General features: G+C 70.9%; 14 protein-coding genes. 6 read left to right on the forward strand and 8 right to left on the reverse strand.

The window, feature by feature from the left end:
- Positions 1–81: 81 nt before the first annotated feature.
- From JIX56_RS07510 to JIX56_RS07520, 3 genes are all read right to left on the reverse strand, one after another.
- Positions 82–663, reverse strand: a complete 582-nt coding sequence (locus tag JIX56_RS07510) for a sugar kinase (protein WP_257537983.1) — start codon at positions 661–663, stop codon at positions 82–84.
- Positions 660–1805, reverse strand: coding sequence for an ROK family glucokinase (locus JIX56_RS07515; protein WP_257537984.1), 1146 nt, complete (start codon positions 1803–1805; stop codon positions 660–662). Before JIX56_RS07515 ends, JIX56_RS07510 begins: the two co-directional genes overlap by 4 nt.
- 144 nt (positions 1806–1949) lie before the next feature.
- Positions 1950–2687 (reverse strand): GntR family transcriptional regulator, encoded by a 738-nt coding sequence (locus JIX56_RS07520; protein WP_257550776.1) that lies wholly within the window; start codon positions 2685–2687, stop codon positions 1950–1952.
- Positions 2688–2816: 129 nt separating this feature from the next.
- Here JIX56_RS07520 and JIX56_RS07525 point away from each other — a divergent pair, with 129 nt between their 5' ends.
- On the forward strand, positions 2817–3827 hold the full coding sequence (locus JIX56_RS07525) for a Gfo/Idh/MocA family oxidoreductase (RefSeq protein ID WP_257537985.1): 1011 nt from the start codon (positions 2817–2819) through the stop codon (positions 3825–3827).
- Positions 3828–4253: 426 nt separating this feature from the next.
- Here the strand turns inward: JIX56_RS07525 and JIX56_RS07530 are convergent, their stop codons facing one another.
- Both JIX56_RS07530 and JIX56_RS07535 read right to left on the reverse strand, forming a co-directional pair.
- Positions 4254–5444, reverse strand: a complete 1191-nt coding sequence (locus tag JIX56_RS07530) for a cytochrome P450 family protein (protein WP_257537986.1) — start codon at positions 5442–5444, stop codon at positions 4254–4256.
- A 60-nt stretch (positions 5445–5504) separates the two neighbouring features.
- Entirely contained in the window at positions 5505–6185 is a 681-nt protein-coding gene (locus JIX56_RS07535) for a response regulator transcription factor (protein ID WP_257537987.1), read from the reverse strand.
- Between the two features lie 125 nt (positions 6186–6310).
- On the opposite strand from JIX56_RS07535, the gene JIX56_RS07540 reads away from it, so the two are divergent.
- Entirely contained in the window at positions 6311–7339 is a 1029-nt protein-coding gene (locus JIX56_RS07540) for an aldo/keto reductase (protein WP_257537988.1), read from the forward strand.
- A 208-nt stretch (positions 7340–7547) separates the two neighbouring features.
- Here the strand turns inward: JIX56_RS07540 and JIX56_RS07545 are convergent, their stop codons facing one another.
- Complete coding sequence (locus JIX56_RS07545; RefSeq protein ID WP_257537989.1) at positions 7548–8567, reverse strand: hypothetical protein; 1020 nt, start codon at positions 8565–8567, stop codon at positions 7548–7550.
- Positions 8568–8675: 108 nt separating this feature from the next.
- A complete protein-coding gene (locus JIX56_RS07550; protein WP_257537990.1) occupies positions 8676–9929 on the reverse strand; it encodes a sensor histidine kinase in 1254 nt (417 codons plus the stop codon).
- Between the two features lie 178 nt (positions 9930–10107).
- On the opposite strand from JIX56_RS07550, the gene JIX56_RS07555 reads away from it, so the two are divergent.
- The 4 genes from JIX56_RS07555 (at position 10108) to JIX56_RS07570 (ending at position 13293) form a co-directional block, all read left to right on the forward strand.
- Positions 10108–10311, forward strand: a complete 204-nt coding sequence (locus JIX56_RS07555) for a hypothetical protein (protein ID WP_257537991.1) — start codon at positions 10108–10110, stop codon at positions 10309–10311.
- A 405-nt stretch (positions 10312–10716) separates the two neighbouring features.
- On the forward strand, positions 10717–11106 hold the full coding sequence (locus tag JIX56_RS07560) for a ribonuclease domain-containing protein (protein ID WP_257537992.1): 390 nt from the start codon (positions 10717–10719) through the stop codon (positions 11104–11106).
- A gap of 552 nt (positions 11107–11658) precedes the next feature.
- Positions 11659–12396, forward strand: a complete 738-nt coding sequence (locus tag JIX56_RS07565) for a hypothetical protein (RefSeq protein ID WP_257537993.1) — start codon at positions 11659–11661, stop codon at positions 12394–12396.
- Positions 12397–12666: 270 nt separating this feature from the next.
- Positions 12667–13293: an NAD(P)-dependent oxidoreductase gene (locus tag JIX56_RS07570; protein ID WP_257537994.1), complete on the forward strand. Its 627-nt coding sequence runs from the start codon at positions 12667–12669 to the stop codon at positions 13291–13293.
- 337 nt (positions 13294–13630) lie between these two features.
- Here JIX56_RS07570 and JIX56_RS07575 read toward each other — a convergent pair whose 3' ends face one another.
- Positions 13631–16444 carry an alpha-L-rhamnosidase gene (locus JIX56_RS07575; RefSeq protein ID WP_257537995.1) on the reverse strand — a complete coding sequence of 938 codons (2814 nt, stop codon included), beginning with the start codon at positions 16442–16444 and terminating at the stop codon, positions 13631–13633.
- Between the last annotated feature and the right edge of the window lie 171 nt (positions 16445–16615).

Below are 16615 nucleotides of genomic sequence, written 5' to 3' on the forward strand. Positions count from 1 at the left end.
TGTCTCCGACTCTACGGGCGGGGTCTGACAATCGGTCTCGACGACCGTGCGCGGACCCGTCCGGGCAGTTGTTTTCCCTGGTCAGGGCACTGTCCGTGACACCACGTACACCATGGGGTGGTCCGGGTTCGACCGGTTCACGACGATGTCGTGGGTGGGGGCGGGGTTCTTCCGGTCGTTGACGAGGCCGTACCAGGGGCCGGAGCCGGTGAAGTCCCAGCCGACGATCCGCCGGTCGCGGGCGTTGATGGCGATCTCGTCGTCCTCCAGGTCGTCCGTGCCGAGGCCGATCTGGTTGAGGAAGCTCTCCAGTCCCTCGTTGCTCGTATAGAACTGCACGTAGAGACGGCTGGTCCTCCAGTTGTTCGTCTCGTAGTACGCGACGTGCTTGGAGTACGGCGGGATCGGCACCTGGTAGAGGCGCTGCTGGACCCGGGAGGGCCAGTGCGCGGTGAGGCCGGTCGCCGAGTACTTCTTCTCCTTGTCCTTGCCGCTGTCGCGGCTCTGGTTGGCGGAGATCACCAGATAGCCGGCGGGTACGCCGATGAGCAGCACGATGATCGCCAGGGTGATCGCCCGGCGGCGGATCGTGCGGCGGCGGTTCTCGGCGGGCCGCTCCGGCTCCTCCGGGGAGGAGCCCTGATGCGGCAGCGAGGCGGTCACGCGGAGTCCTGGGTGGTCCGGCGGGCCTCTACGTACCGCGCGTAACGCTCGTACCGCTCGACTCTGCGCCGGTTGGCCCGGCGGAAGCGGCGGGCGACGAGCCGGGCGAGGTCGGCGGCGCCCACCATGCCGGCCTCGGGCCCGAGCTGGGCGCGCGCGATACGGGCCTCGGGGCGGTAGCCGCGGCCGGTGAGATGACGGCGGAAGGCCTCCCGGGCCGGGCCGATCAGCAGGTCGTCGGCGGCCGAGACACCACCGCCGATGACGAAGCAGGACGGGTCGAGGGCGGCGGCCAGGTTGGCGATGCCGACGCCGAGCCACTGGCCGATGTCCTGGAGCAGTTCGATGCACATCGCGTCACCCTCGCGGGCAAGCTCGGTGATCATCGGCCCTGTGATGTCACCGATGTTCCCCTTGACGTGCTCGATGATGCCGTACGCCACCGGGGAGTCGGCCGCCGCGAGTTCGCGGGCCTCTCTGACCAGGGCGTTTCCTGAGCTGTACTGCTCCCAGCAGCCGCGGTTGCCGCACGGGCAGCGGTGGCCGCCGGGCACGACCTGCATATGGCCGAACTCGCCCGCGACGCCGAACTTGCCGCGCTTGACCTGGCCGTCCTCCAGGATCGCGCCGCCGATGCCGGTGCCGAGCGTGATCATGACCAGGTGGTCCTCGTCGCGGCCGGCGCCGAAGCGCCACTCGGCCCAGGCGGCGGCGTTGGCGTCGTTGTCGACCAGGACCGGCACGGCGAGGCGGCCCGCGAGGCGGTCGCGCAGCGGCTCGTTGCGCCAGGAAAGGTGGGGGGCGAACAGGACGCGGTTGCGGTCCGCGTCGACCCAGCCGGCGGCGCCGATGCCGACGGCGTGCACGTCGTGCCGGTCGGAGAGGTCCAGGACCAGCTCCGTGATGGTGTCCTCGACGACCTGGGGGCTCTTCGACTTGTCCGGGGTCTCCGTGCGGAGCTTCTCCAGGATGTTGCCGTCGGCGTCCACGACGCCCGCCATCACCTTCGTACCACCGATGTCGATGCCGACGGTCGGGACGCGGGGGGCCGTCAGGTGGGAGCGGCGCTCGCGCGTTCCCACGGTCCGCAGGACGGTGGCCCGCGCGGAGCCGCGGTGGGTGAAGTCGCGGTAAGTGCTCATCAGGCCGATTCTGCCTTAACGCTCCGCTGGGTGGGGCGTGGGGGCGGGGGGTGCGATCGGTTGTTTTTCGGGTGCGGGTGGGTGGGGGCTGGTCGCGCAGTTCCCCGCGCCCCTAAAAGCAAAAGCCAGGGGGTGCCCTCTCGCTCAGGAGCGGACCAAGAGCTGGAAGTCGAACGAGTAGCGGGATGCCCGGTAGATGTGGGTGCCGTATTCGACGGCTCGGCCCGTGTCGTCGAAGGTCGTGCGTTGCATGGTGAGGAGAGGAGCGTTCTCAGGTTCTCCCAGACGGTCGGCCTCTTCCGGTGTGGCCGTTCTCGCGCCGATGGTCTGGCGGGCACTGTGGAGAGTGATGCCCGCTGCGCGCATGAGGCGGTAGAGGCCGGTGGCTTCGAGTTGGGGGGAGTCGAGGTCGAGGAGGTCGGTGGGGAGGTAGTTGCAGAGGTAGGCCATGGGTTCGCCGTGGGCCAGACGGAGTCGCTCGATGCGGTGGACTTCGCCGCCCTCCGCGACGGCGAGGGCGGCGGCGACCTCGGCGGAGGCGGCGACGGTGGTGTTGACCAGGACGCGGGTGGCGGGGCGCTGGCCGGCGGCCTCCAGGTCGTCGTAGAGGCTGCTGAGTTCCAGAGGGCGTTTGACCTGGCTGTGGACGACCTGGGTGCCCACGCCGCGGCGGCGTACGAGCAGTCCCTTGTCGACCAGGGACTGGATGGCCTGGCGGACGGTGGGGCGGGACAGGCCGAGGCGGGCGGCCAGCTCGATCTCGTTGCCCAGCAGACTGCCCGGGGTCAGCTCGCCGTGCTCGATCGCGGCCTCCAGCTGCTGGGACAGCTGGAAGTAGAGCGGGACCGGACTGCTGCGGTCGACGCTGAGCTGGAGCGACACGGTCGGAGCCACTTCTGGTTTCGGCACGGGCCGAGCGTAGCCCCGGTGCTTGTTGACGGGAAGTTGCGTAGTTCGGTTGTCCGGACAAACCATTGACACGGCGGCAGGTGCGACCCCACTTTGTTTCCCATGCGCATCGGACTCATCGGGGCGGGTCGCATCGGAACGTTTCACGCGACCACGCTCAGCCGCCACCGTGATGTCGGCTCTCTGATCATCACGGACGTCGACACGGCTCGGGCCCATGACCTCGCGGATCGCCTCGGCGAGACGGCGGCGCCAGGCGTGGACGAGATCTTCACCTGGGGTGTGGACGCCGTCGTCATAACGGCCGCGACCTCGGCCCACGGCGAACTGATCGGTCGGGCAGCGCGCTCGGGACTCCCGGTGTTCTGCGAGAAACCCATCGCCGTGGATCTGCCGGGCACCTTAAGCGCGCTCGCCGAGGTCGACGCGGCCGGGACCGTGCTGCAGATGGGCTTCCAGCGCCGTTTCGACTCCGGTTATGTCACCGCGCGGGAGGCGGTGCGCGCGGGGCGGCTCGGGCGGCTGCACACCGTACGGGCGCTGACGGCCGATCAGACGCCGCCGTCGGCGCCGTACTTGGCGGTCTCCGGGGGGATCTACCGGGACTGTCTGATCCACGACTTCGACATCGTGCGGTGGGTGACGGGGCGCGAGGTCGCCACGGTGTACGCCACCGGGTCGGACGTCGGGCATCCGATGTTCCGGGAGGCGCACGACCTCGACACGGCGGCCGCCGTGCTCACGCTGGAGGACGGGACGCTGGTCACGGCCACGGCGGCGCGGGTGAACGGGGCCGGGTACGACGTGCGTCTGGAGCTGGCCGGGGAGCTGGACACCGTGGTGGTCGGACTGGACGACCGTACGCCGGTCGCGTCCACGGAGCCGAGCGGGCCGCCGCCCGCCGACAAGCCATGGACCGGTTTCCTGGAGCGGTTCGCCGCCGCGTACGAAGCCGAGATCGCGGCCTTCGTCGAGGTGGTGCGCGGTGAGCGGGCCAACCCGTGCGACGGCCGTGAGGCCCTCCAGGCCCTTCGCGTCGCCGAGGCGTGCGAGCTGTCCCGTCGGGAGCACCGGCCGGTGAACCTGGGGGAGATTCCGGGGGGCCGGGACTAGCCGCCGGGCTGGGGCCAGGGGGTTTTCGCCCCCGGCCCGCTCCGGGTCACCTTCCCGCCCCCCGGTGGGTGAGCGGGAAGCGTGCGGATGAGCGGGCGGTGAATCGCCCTCCGGGCTGTCCTCAAACGCCGGACAGGCTGAATACGCCCGAGCGCGACCGGAGAGGGCAGCGGCGATGGGATGCGCCGGGCCTCGGCTGAGTCCAGGGGCTCGCCTGAATGTGCCGGGCGGGTCCCGATGCTTTTAGGGGCGCGGGGAACTGCGCGACATGCCACGACGATCCCGCAGCCACACACTCCCCCAAGCCCCTACGGCGATCAAGGGAACGGGGTCCGGGGCGGAGCCCCGTGACACGGTCACGGGGTCGAAGGGGCAGCGCCCCCGGGGATGGGACGGGTAGGGGCGGCGGGGGCGAAAAAACACCCCTCACCAGCGCACCGGCAGGCTCCGCACCCCCCGTATCAGCATTCCCGGCAGCCATTCACCCGGCGGGCCGTCCAGGGCCAGGCCGGGGCAGCGTCCCAGAAGTGCACGGAGCGCCACACGGGCCTCAAGCCGGGCCAGGGGCGCGCCCAGGCAGTAGTGGATGCCATGGCCGAAGGCGAGGTGCCCGCGCGTGTCGCGGTGGATGTCGAAGCGGTCGGGCGCGGCATAGCGGGTGCCGTCACGGTCGGCGGCAGCCAGGCCGATCATCACCGAGTCGCCCGCCGGGATGGCCGTACCGCCGATGTCCAACGGCTCGGCGGCGTAGCGGAACGTCGCGTTCTCCACCGGCCCCTCGTGGCGCAGTGTCTCCTCCACGACCGCGTCGACGAGGCTCATGTCGGCCCGCACCTCGGCGAGTTGACCGGGGTGGGTGAGGAGCGCGTGGACGGCGCCGGTGATGAGGTTGACCGTGGTCTCGTGGCCGGCGATGAGGAGAATGAAGGCCATGCCGCGCAGCTCGTCGGAGGACAGGCGGTCGCCGTCCTCGTTCGTCGTCCGGATCAGGGCGCTCAGCAGGTCGTCGGCGGGCGGGGAGCACCGCTTGTCCTCTATCAACTCGCCCAGATAGGAGGCGAGTTGGACGAATGCCTCGTACTCGCTCGCACCGCTGGTCGGTGCCACCGCCTCCGTCGACAGCTTACGGAAGGCCGCCCGGTCGAACTCGGGCACGCCGAGCAGTTCGCAGATGACGGTGAGCGGCAGCGGGTACGCGAACGACTCCACCAGGTCGGCGCGGCCGAGCGGCAGCATCGCGTCCAGCAGCGAGCCGGTGATCTCCTCGACCCTCGGCCGCAATTGCTCGACCCGGCGGGCGGTGAACTCACGGGCTATCAGCCCGCGCAGCCGTGTGTGCTGGGGCGGGTCGCTGACCAGCAGATACTTGCCGATCAGCTGCTCGTCGAGGAAGGTGACGCCGATCTTCGAGCCGTCCTTCGACAGCCGGGGATCGGCGAGCGCCGCCCGTGCCTCCTCGTACCCCACGACGAGCCATACCTCGTGATGGGCGTCGAGCTTCGGCAGCCGCACCCGGTGCACCGGGCCCAGCGCCCTCAGCTCCGCGTACACGGGATGCGGGTCCTCCGTGAACCGCGGCCCGTACTCCCCGAGATCGATCACCTTCGCCTGTCCCATGAGTTCCCCCCTCGCCCGTACAACGCGCGGGTCCACCCACGAGTGCCCGGCGCCAGGCCTCTAGGGGCCCTGGCGCCCGTCCTCCTCCAGCAACCCCGCGTCGTACGTCAACAGGGCTATCTGTACCCGGTTGTTGAGGTCGAGCTTGGCGAGGATGCGGGAGACGTGGGTCTTGACGGTGGCGACGCTCATGAAGAGTTCGCCGGCGATCTCGGCGTTGGAGGCGCCGCGGCCGACGGCGACGGCGACCTCGCGTTCGCGGTCGTTGAGGGCGGCGACGCGGGTACGGGCGTTCGTGCGGCGGGTGTCGGGGGCGGTGCCGGCGGCGTGCGCCATGAGGCGGCGGGTGACGGCGGGCGAAAGCACCGGGTCGCCGGCCGCGACCCGCCGTACCGCCTCGACGATCTCGGCGGGCGGGGTGTCCTTGAGGACGAACCCGGCGGCGCCCGCGCGCAGGGCGCGCAGGACCTGGTCGTCGGCGTGGAAAGTGGTGAGGACGACGACCTGGGGCGCGTCCGGGCGGCCGCGGAGCCGCTCGGTGGCCGTGAGGCCGTCGACGGTCGGCATCCGGATGTCCATGAGGACGACGTCGGGGCGCGTACGGTCGACGAGGGCGTCCACCTCGTCGCCGTCGGCCGCCTCGCCCACGATCTCGATGTCGTCGGCGCCGCCCAGCATGAAGGACAGTCCGGCGCGCACGAGGGGGTCGTCGTCGACGAGGAGGAGGCGGATCGCGGTCATCGGCCCACCGTTCGGATCGCGGTCATGGGCACCACCGTAATGAGGCTTCGTCCCGGAGCACCGCCTTGTCGTGCGCCGACCCGTTAGTGTCGGCCGGTACGGCATTCAACTGACGGAGGTTTTGGGTGCGTTACCGACTCCTGGGGCGGACCGGGCTCCGCGTCTCCGAGCTGTTCCTCGGCGCCATGACGTTCGGGGAGCAGGGTGGGGTGGGAGCACCCCGGGAGGAGTGCGCGCGGATCCTCGACGTGTACGCGGAGGCCGGCGGCAATGTGATCGACACCGCGGTCAACTACCGGGGCGGGGAGAGCGAGCGCATCGTCGGCGAGCTGCTCAAGGGGCGGCGCGACCGGTTCGTGCTCTCCACGAAGTACACGGTCTCGCGCGACGGCACCGATCCCAACGCCGCGGGCAACCACCGCAAGAACCTCGCGCTGTCCCTGGAGACGAGCCTGCGGCGCCTGGGCACGGACTACGTGGACCTCTACTGGGTGCACATCTGGGACCGGAACACCCCGGTCGAGGAGACGATGCGCGCCCTGGACGACGCCGTACGGTCCGGGAAGGTGCTGTACGTCGGTATCTCGGACGCCCCGGCGTGGGTGGTTTCGCGCGCCAACACCCTTGCCGAATGGCGGGGTTGGTCGCCGCTGTCGGCGCTCCAGGTGCCGTACAGCCTGCTCAACCGGGACATCGAGCGCGAACTGCTGCCGATGGCGGAGGCGTTCGGCATGTCGGTCGCGGCCTGGAGCCCCCTGCAGAACGGTGTCCTGTCCGGCAAGTACACCCGGCCGGGCGGGGTGGCGCCGGGCACCGCGACCCGGTTGTCCGCCGAGGCGATCGGGGAACGCGAGCGTGCGGTGGCGGAGGCCGTGCAGGCCGCCGCCGACGAACTCGACGCCACCCCGGCCCAGGTCGCCATCGCGTGGACCATGGCCCACTCCCCCGCCGTGCACCCCATCCTCGGTGCCCGCCGCGTCGAACAGCTCATGGACAACCTCGGCGCCGCCCGGCTCGTCCTCCCCGAGGAGCTGCTGGCCCGGCTGGAGGAGGCCACCGACTTCCGCCTCGGTTTCCCCGGCGACTTCATCGACGAGGCGTCGGCGTGGGTGTACGGGTCGGCGGGGCAGCGCGTGGTGCCGCGGATGGCTTGAACGGACGTGTACGGGCTGGTCGGTCCTGTACAGCTCGGTCGACCCCGCTGGGGCGACCGGCGGGTCTCGCTCCCCAGCGCCAGTCGGCCGGTCTCACTCCCCAGCGCCGACCGACCGGTGTCGCTCCCCAGCGCCGACCGGCGGGCGTCGCTCCTCAACGCCAACCGATGCTGGACGCTCCCCAGCGCCGACCGACCAAAGGCCCTCCTCAGCCGCGCAGCCGCACCCCGTACCGGGTGCGCAGCCGGTGGATCTCCCACCACGCGACGGCCGAAACCGAGGCCGGGCCGCCGATGAGGGCGGCGAGTTGGACGAGCGGCGGGCCCGGTGGCAGCCCGCCGACGGCCAGGTTGATGGCGGCGAACTCCCACACCAGGGCACCGGTGAGCAGCGCCGGGAGCGCCGGATGCACCTCGGCGGTGTTGAAGGCGCTGCGTACGGCGGGCCCGGAGGCGAAGGCGAGGAAGAGCAGTACCCAGAGCAGCGGCAGGAGGAGGACGAGCGGCCCCCAGAGGCCCACGTCCTTCCCCAGGTGACTGTCCGCGTAGTAGATCGCCCCGACGAGGAGCGGGATCGTTGTGAAGGCGCCGACGTACCACAGGGCCGATGTCCCTGCGGTGCGCAGATGGGGACGCATGGCTTCTCTCGCGGTCGGCGACGACCAGCGGAAGAGGGCCGCGACGACCGCGGGGGCGCTGAGGAGCAGCAGCCAGGGGGTGATGGTCAGCCGCATCATGAACTGCTGCTGCGCCTGGTCCACGTCCTCGGGTCTGCCGTACACCGCCAGGATCAGCAGGGACATCGCGGTGGCCGTCCAGGCCCGTTTCCGCTGCACCCGTGCCACCTCGTCGTCCACGAGGCGGTGGCGGGCGCGGGAGGGGAAGATCCGCCGGGCCGGGCGGCGGGCCGAGCGGGCCAGTGGGTAGCCCACCAGCAGACCGACCACCATCGGCCACGCGCACATCACCGCCATCGCCCACAGACAGCCGTGCAGCCGCAGCCCGCCGAGGAACTGCCTCAGCGGCGGCCAGTCGTCCTCCCGCAGCTGCCGCCACAGGGTGGGCGGCGGGTAGGGACCGTACGGATAGGGGGCGTTGGGGCCGTACGGCGGTGGCCCCGGCCGGGGCGGGACGTACGGTCCCGGAGGCGGCGGTGGAGCCGTCGGGGGGTACGGTCCTCCGTTCGGCGGCCAGGGCGGCTGGTGCGGATCGTGTCCCCCGAAACTCACTCTGCTGTCCCTCCCGAGGCGCCCGGCGCCGTACGGCCCGCACGGGTCGTACGAGTCAACTGGCCATCATGGGGGACGAGATGGCGTCGCGCACGCCGATGCCCGGGTTCAGCGCCAGGGCAGCCAGGCCCGTACGCCGAACCCGCCGTCCTGGTCGGGCCCGTGGTCCAGACGGCCCCCGGCCAGCGTGGCGCGCTCGGTGAGGCCGATGAGGCCCTGGCCGGAGCCGGGGACGGGCGGGACCTCCCCCGGAGGCGCCAGGTTGCGTACGGAAACGGTGAGTCCGTCGCCCGGGGCGCCCGAGACGGTGACGGTGACCTCGGCGCCGGGGGCGTGCTTGCGGGCGTTGGTCAGGCACTCCTGGGCGATGCGGTAGGCGGTGCGGCCGACGGAGGCGGGGACGGCGGCGCGGTCGGTGACGTGCTGGTCCAGGACGACCTTCATGCCGGCCTCGCGGGACTCGGAGACGAGGGTGTCGAGGGCGGCGAGGGTCGGCTGGGGCCGGCCCGCGTCGTCGGGTTCGCCCGCGCGCAGCACACCGATGATCTCCCGCAGGTCCTGCAGGGCCTCGTGGGCGCTCTCCCGGATGACGCCCGCCGCGCGGGCGATCTCGGCCTGGGGCGCGTCGGGCCGGAACTCCAGCGCGCCCGCGTGCACGCTCAGCAGCGTCAGGCGGTGCGCCAGGACGTCGTGCATCTCGCGCGCGATGGCCTCACGGGCGAGCCGTTGCGCCTGCTCGGCCCGGAGCACCGCCTCCGTCTCGGCCCGCCGGGCCCGGTCCCGGAAGCTGAGCATGAGCTGCCGCTTGGAACGCACGAACATGCCCCAGCCGACGATCGCGGCGGTGAGCAGCGCGGCCAGGAAGACCGCCCAGGGGTAGCTGATGTCGGGGTCGGGCCGCAGCCAGAAGAACAGCGGGGTCAGCGCGAGGGAGGTGCCGGCCACCCAGGCCACGTAGCGGAAGGGCCGGTGCACGGTGAGGGTGAAGAAGGCGACGAAGCCGGCGCCGCCCGCCGTGCTGGACAAGAAACAGACCGGGACCATCGCCACGGCGAGGCCGACCGGCCAGCGCCGGCGCAGCCAGACCGCGGCGCAGGCGAGCGCGCCCAGCACCTGGTCGAAGACGGCGAAGCCCTGCGGCAGGTAGGGCTCGTTCCTGACCGTCTCCACGGTCAGGAGACCGATGAACACGGCCAGCAGGAAGCAGGTGAAGTCGACGACCCAGTCGCGTGCGGTGCGCTTGGGCGGCCGTCCGGCGTGTCCGTTCTCGGGGTCGTGGTCGGGGTCGAGCACAGCGGACGGCAACAGCCAGCTCCGCCCCGGGAAGGTCGGCGGCTCGGGTACCGGCTTGTCACCACTCACGGTCGACAAATCTACGCAGAGACGGCCTCCACCACCTCCCTCAGCCGGTGATCGCGACCAAAGTCGTGACCTCGTCGACTTTCGGCGGCCCGCCGCCCCTCGGATCGGTACTCCCGTCGGACAGGGCTCGCCCCGCGGCCGATGGATGTGGGGGGACCGCGGGGCGAGGATCCTGGACATGAAGCAGTTGTTGGAGTTTCTCGGGTTCATCGCCCTGCTGCAGGGCTCCGGCGGTCTGGTGTACGAACTCACCGGCAAGCTGCGGTGGGGGGTGACGCAGCGGTGGAGCACCCTGGACGGCTACGAGATCTATGTGAGCATCGCGCTGATCGTCCTGGCGCTCGCCCTGTTCGCGGCGGCCGAGAGCCGGAAATCCGGGTGACCGTCTCCGAGGAAGCGGGTGGCCGGCGGCCCGCTCGACCGTCTGTCCGGTGGGGGACCGTAGCGCCTCCCAGACCGGCGCCCGGTCGACAACTTCCGGAAGCTCGGCCAGATCGTCCACCTGCGATGCGTGACGTCGCGGCACCGACTTGAATGGGAAATCATCAGCCACGCCGGCTTCTGGATCCGCAACAACGCGCGCACGCCGACCCCGAGGTGTGTGCGCCGTCGCCGGCCTGGAGAACGAGCGGCTCCAGGCTCGAGTCACCAGGCGGTACACCAGCGTGTGGGGATGAGGTGGTGACACGGAGTCGCAAGTTAACTCCGCGAAAACTCATCGGACTTGACGGGAAATTCCCCGGAGTTGTCATTGACATGCCACTGTCTACGCGCGTCATCATGAGGCATGAGATTCCCCCCACGAATCACCCGCATCGGCGCCACAGCCGCCGTCCTGTCCGCCCTCCTCGTCGGCGGCACCGTCGCCACCGCCACTCCGGCGGCCGCCGCGGTCGGCAGCATCTGCTACAGCGACCTGCCCTCCCAGGCCCACGACACACTCGACCTGATCGAGCAGGGCGGCCCCTATCCGTACTCGCAGGACGGCACCGTCTTCCAGAACCGGGAAGGCATTCTGCCCAGCCAGTCCTCTGGCTACTATCACGAGTACACCGTGATCACGCCGGGCTCCTCCACGCGCGGTGCGCGCCGCATCGTCACCGGCGAGGAGAACCGAGAGGACTACTACACGGCCGACCACTACGAGTCCTTCGACCTGGTCAACTACGGCTGCTGAGTCCCCCACGCATCAGCCCGAGGAACGGTGCGACCCGCTGAAGGTCCGGCGATGCGCTCAGCCGGGCCTTCAGCATCCGGCGGCGACCGGGACGCACCCCTGAACAGCGTGGTGCCTTCCCGAGCCGGTGACGCAAACCCACCTCGCCGGAAGGCCTCAGCCACGCTGTGAGGCGAGTCCGTGCGACAGCTGCACGGCTCGATCTCGACGGAATCCAGCACCGCAGAACTCCTCGCCCCGCGTACCCCCCACACACGAACATCGGGCGCGGGGCGAGGCACGTTCTGCGGTAGCCCGCGCCAAATCAACTTCGGCGCCTCCCTTTTCCACGTCGCTTCCCAATGCGACCGGATGGACCACGCCGTCCTATCGCCTGCCGCGGAAAGGCCTGAGACACCATCGGGCGGATGGCGCGGCCGTTGAACCTCGCGAGCGGCAGGCGCCGTTGAGCGAGGAGCAGGAAGCCGATCGGCGAACTCTTGATCTGCGCGTCACGTGTTCCGGCCAGTCCCTGGCCCATTGCCGCGAGGCCGACAGCGAGTTCCTGGAGGAGTGCGAGCAGACGAACTGGCCCTGGTGTACGTGTCCGGGCACGGTGCGCGGCTCGTCCGGGACTGCGGCGAATTCCACTTCATCTTCATCGCCACGGACACCGACTTCGACCGGATCGCGGAGACCGGCGTGAGCGCCGGCTTCGTCAGCGAGCGGGCTGGAGCAGTGCTGGGCCGCGCAGAAGGTATCGCGATGATCGACTGCTGCCGCAGCGGCGGCTTCGCCGTGGGCCTGCGCGCCTCCGAGACGCCGCTGATGTGGGTGGGCGACCGCGAGACCTCGCACGTCTGTCTCACCGGCGCGGAGCGGTTCCTGTCCGGTGAGGTCGACGACGACGGCTGCGTGCCCGTTCCCGCCGAGGCGCACCCGCTGATCGAGTCGGCCACCGAGCAGGAGGCCGAACCCCGGGCCGGCTACCCGGCCGTGGTGGTGACCGGGCCGCGCGGCGGCGGGCCCTGGCGGCACCCGAAGTTCGCCCCGCTGCTGATCCGCCGCGTGGAGCCCGTCTCCCAGGACGGCGAGGTGCGGCTCAAGCCCTACGGTCCCGTCCGACCGCCTGGCCGTGGAGGCATCGGGGACGCCATCGTCATCCAGAGCGTGGTCGACATGCTGCGCGGCAAGCCGTACCCCCAGCTGGTCGCTGGCCGTGGTCTTCGAAGCTGCCGAGGACAGCCTTCTCCCCGCCGATTCGGCCACCTGACGATCACGTCCGCATTCAATGCCAGCGTTCGGTATTGACCATCCGACTCACGCTTGCAACTCAGTTTCATCTTTACTATCGTGTAGCAAGGCTTGGTTGAGTGGGTTCATGAGAGCCGCGTCGAGGTCACGAGTGCGCTCCAGGACAGGACGCTGACCGCACACGACGTACCCAGCTGTGCGGAGCACGTTCCGTCGGCAGTGGATGTACCTGCCCGGACTGCCTCACGAGCAGGAACCGATTTCCTCACCGCGTGACCAGATTCGTAAAACGAGAGCCGTCGAGGCTCGCTGAAAGGACCGACTGCAATGAGATTTCTCCTCCTGGGCGCCACCGGGGCGACCGGCGGCCTCTTCACGGACGCGGCCGGCGCCGCCGGACACGAGGTGGTCGCCTTCGTACGCGACCCGGCCAAGCTCGCCCAGCGCAAGCGGGTGACCGCGATCGCTGGTGACGTCCGCGACGCCGAGGCGCTGGCCGAGGCCATGCGCGGCGTGGACGCGGTGGTCAGCACCCTCGGGATCGGCAAGGCCAAGGACCCGGCGAACCTGATCACCGACAGCACGCGCGCGCTCGTCCAGGCCGCCGAGGCCAGCGGCACCAAGCGCGTGGTGATCATGTCGGCGTTCGGCGTCGGCGAGTCCCTGGCAAAGGCCTCCGGGATCCTCCGGTTCCTCTACAAGGGCGGCAAGGCGAACTTCGCCGACAAGGCCGCAGGCGAGCACATCCTCACCGGCTCCATCCTGGACTGGACGCTCGTCTACCCGGTGCTGCTGACCAACAAGCCGGCCACGACCATCCAGGCAATCGACCTGAAGCAGCTCGACCGCCTGCCCGGCGTGCCCAGGATCTCCCGGGCCGATGTCGCCGCGTTCCTGCTCAGCGCCGCTGCCGAGGGCTCCTGGTCCCGGCGCACCGCCGTGCTCACCAAGTAGGCCCGTCCTCCCGTGTCCATCTCGCCGGGAGCGCTTACGGCGACCACTCGCCGAAGCGCGCAGGTTCGCGGAATCTTTGATGCTCTCGCCCTGGAACCCGCACGCCGAGGGCGATCCTGGATGGAATCTCGTGCGGGTTCGCTGCTCGGGCCGGGGAGCGGGCAGCGACTCCCGACGGCAGACGAGTCACCCCGCGCCGGTGCGCGAGCGCCGCACCGGCACACCGTCACCGCCGCGCGCCGATGGGCCCCTGAGGCCACCGCCCGGGCTGGTCAAGACCCCTCAGAGCAGTCCGTGGTTTCCGATGCGTTCGTTGTGGCGGCGAGCAGTCAGTCAGTCAGTCACGGAGCGATCCGAAGATGGCGTCGACCTCATGCTGGAAGGCGCCCGCGCCCGGTGAGAACTCCTGCGGGGCGAGGGCGCGAGCGAGATCCGTCGCGGGCGCGTCGAGGTGCGCGGCGAGCTGACGGGCCGCCTCGGCCTCGCCGCCGGGGGTCACACCGGTCCGGACAGCCGCAGCGGCTACCGCGGACCAGATCGCCGGTTCGTCGAGCACATCGCGGACGGTGACCGGCGTACGCGGCTCCGGGGAGGTCGGGAACGGGTCGGGCATCTCCCAGCGATGCTCGCCGTGTGCGACGGTCTCGTGCGCGTCGGCGCCGGGCAGCCAGACCTGCGCGGTGGTCCCGACAGGAACCTGCGCCTCCAGGCGGAAACGGCCGTCGGCGCGTGTCCAGGCCACGCGGGCTTCGCCGTACGGAGTGAGATGGCGGGCGGAGGCGGAGGTCAGCGCGGCGGACGGCACGGGGTGGATGGTGATCACGCGGTAGCCGGGCGCGGCGGCGGCGAGGCCGGCGACCCGCCGGTGCAGCCAGTCCGCGACCGCGCCGAGCGCGTAGTGGTTGAAGGAGGTCATCTCGCCGGGGTTGATGCTTCCGTCGGGCAGCATGCTGTCCCAGCGCTCCCAGATCGTGGTCGCGCCCATGGTCACCGGGTAGAGCCACGAGGGGCAGCCCGTCTGAAGCAGCAGGCGGTAGGCGACGTCCGCATGTCCGGTCGAGGTCAGTGCGTCGGTGACCAGAGGGGTGCCCACGAACCCGGTGCCGATGCGGAAGCCACTGGTGCGTACGAGGTCCGCCAGCCGTCGGCCGGCCTCCTTGCGCTGCTCCTCGCCGGGCAGCAGTGCCCACTCGATGGCCAGGGCGTAGACGGTCTGCGCGTCGGACAGGACACGGCCGGCGGGCGTGACGAATGCACGGGCGAACGCCTCGCGGACCTCGGCCGCCAGGGCTGCGTGGTGGTCCGCCACCTCGCTCCGGCCCAGCACGCGGGCCGCCTCGGCCACGATGTCGGCCGAGCGGGCCAGGTGTGCGGTGGCGACCACGTCGGGGTCGGCTTTGGCTCGGTAGGGGTCCTCGGGCGGTGCGGTGGGGTCCAGCCAGTCGCCGAACTGGAAGCCGCCCGTCCACAGCCGGTCGGGGCCGGCGAGTTCGGTCATCCGCCTGACCCAGGCGCACATGCTCGGCAGCTGCCGCTCCAATACGCCGCGGTTCCCGGTGCGTTGATACAGCACCCACGGCACCACGGTCGCGGCGTCGCCCCAGGCCGCCGCACTGGGGGACGGGGTGCGCAGCACGTCCGGCACCACGAACGGGACGGATCCGTCGGGCTGCTGTTCGGCTGCCAGGTCGGCGAGCCACGAGTCGAGGAAGCCCGCGGTGTCGAACAGGAAGGCCGCCGTCGGCGCGAACACCTGGATGTCGCCGGTCCAGCCGAGCCGTTCGTCCCGCTGAGGGCAGTCGGTGGGTACGTCGACGAAGTTGCCGCGCATGCTGCGGACCACGTTCTCGTGGAACTGGTTGAGCAGCTCGTGCGAGGAGCTGAACCAGCCCGTGCGCCGCAGGTCCGACCCGATCACCACCGCCTCGATGTCCTCACCGCGCAGGCCCGGCACGCCGGACACCTCCGCGTACCGGAAGCCGTGGAACGTCAGGGACGGTTCGAGGACTTCCCCGTCGGTGCCCGTGACGAGGTAACTGTCGGTTGCCTCGGCCGTGCGCAGGGGACGGGTGCCGAGTTCCCCTTCCTCCAGGACCTCCGCATGCCGTACGACGACCTCGCTGCCCGGCGCGAGACCGCGGACGCGCAACCGCACCCAACCCACGGCGATCTGGCCGAAGTCGACCAGCGTCCGGCCTGACGGTGAGGTCCACACCCGCTCGGGCGACAGCAGAGAACTGACCCGCACGCCGGGACCGTCCGACGCCACGAGGGGGACGGAGTCGCCCTCGGCCACTTCGACTCCGCCGGTGGCCGGGCGCCGGCCTGCGCCCCGCCGCCGTAGGTCGGTGCGCTGGCCGTCGTAGAGATCGTCGGCGAGTACCTCGCTCTCGCGCGCTGTCCACGTGCCATCGGTGGCGAGGACGTGTACGCGGCCGTCAGCGGTCGTCACCTCCAACTGCGCCAGCAGCGCGAGTCGGTCGCCGTAGAGCGCGCGCTCGCCCCGGAAACCGAGCCGACCCCGGTACCAGCCGTTGCCCAGCAGGCAGTCCAGCTCGTTGCGCCCGCTGCGGACCAGGTCCGTGACGTCGTACGTCTGGTAGCGCAGCCGGTGCTGGTAGGCGGTCCAGCCCGGCGTCAGGACGAGGTCGCCGACGCGGCGCCCGTTGAGTGTGGCGACGTAGAGGCCGTGGGCGGTGGCGTACAGCCGGGCCTTGACCACCTCGCCCGGCACGTCCAGCGAGCCGCTCAGCACCGGCGCGGGTGCGTGCAGATCACCGACGCCGGTCGGACTCACGAAGGCAGCGGACCAGTCCGAGGCATCGAGCAGACCGGCCTCCACGACTGCCGGCGCTCCCCACTCGCTCCACTTCTCCTTGTGCGCGACGCGGATCCACACCCGGGCGGACTCCCGGGACGCGAGCGGCTCGGCCGGCCAGGGCACCAGCACCTGCTCGCCGCTGTCCACCCGGTATCTCTCACGGTTCCCGTCCCGACTGATCTCGACCTCGTACGCCGTCTGCTCGTAGCCCTCGTCGGCCTGCGGAACCGTCCACGACAAGCGGGGGGTACCAGTCCCCACGCCGAGCACGGGAGAACCGTCCGTGTGGTGCTCGAATCGAGGTGCGCGGGGAGCGGCGGCCACAACCATGCAGGTCTCCAGGCTTCTCGGCAGATGGGTGGGATCCGGGACGGGGGTGTACGCGTTGTCCGGTGGAAACACCCCTGGGAGCGCTCGGGATGAGCAGCGTCAAACGAGGTCCAACAATTTGTATCGTTCCACAAGCACCTCGACTTAGGAAGGCGCCGATGACCGACTCCA

The sequence above is a fragment of the Streptomyces sp. CA-210063 genome, assembly GCF_024612015.1.
GTDB lineage: Bacteria > Actinomycetota > Actinomycetes > Streptomycetales > Streptomycetaceae > Streptomyces.

Excerpts from the sequence above, each read along its gene's own strand:
- JIX56_RS07515 (WP_257537984.1), bottom strand. The coding sequence starts at position 1,805 with ATGAGCACTTACCGCGACTTCACCCACCGCGGCTCCGCGCGGGCCACC.
- JIX56_RS07525 (WP_257537985.1), top strand. The coding sequence starts at position 2,817 with ATGCGCATCGGACTCATCGGGGCGGGTCGCATCGGAACGTTTCACGCG.
- JIX56_RS07530 (WP_257537986.1), bottom strand. The coding sequence starts at position 5,444 with ATGGGACAGGCGAAGGTGATCGATCTCGGGGAGTACGGGCCGCGGTTC.
- JIX56_RS07535 (WP_257537987.1), bottom strand. The coding sequence starts at position 6,185 with ATGACCGCGATCCGCCTCCTCCTCGTCGACGACGACCCCCTCGTGCGC.
- JIX56_RS07555 (WP_257537991.1), top strand. The coding sequence starts at position 10,108 with ATGAAGCAGTTGTTGGAGTTTCTCGGGTTCATCGCCCTGCTGCAGGGC.
- JIX56_RS07560 (WP_257537992.1), top strand. The coding sequence starts at position 10,717 with ATGAGATTCCCCCCACGAATCACCCGCATCGGCGCCACAGCCGCCGTC.
- JIX56_RS07570 (WP_257537994.1), top strand. The coding sequence starts at position 12,667 with ATGAGATTTCTCCTCCTGGGCGCCACCGGGGCGACCGGCGGCCTCTTC.
- JIX56_RS07575 (WP_257537995.1), bottom strand. The coding sequence starts at position 16,444 with ATGGTTGTGGCCGCCGCTCCCCGCGCACCTCGATTCGAGCACCACACG.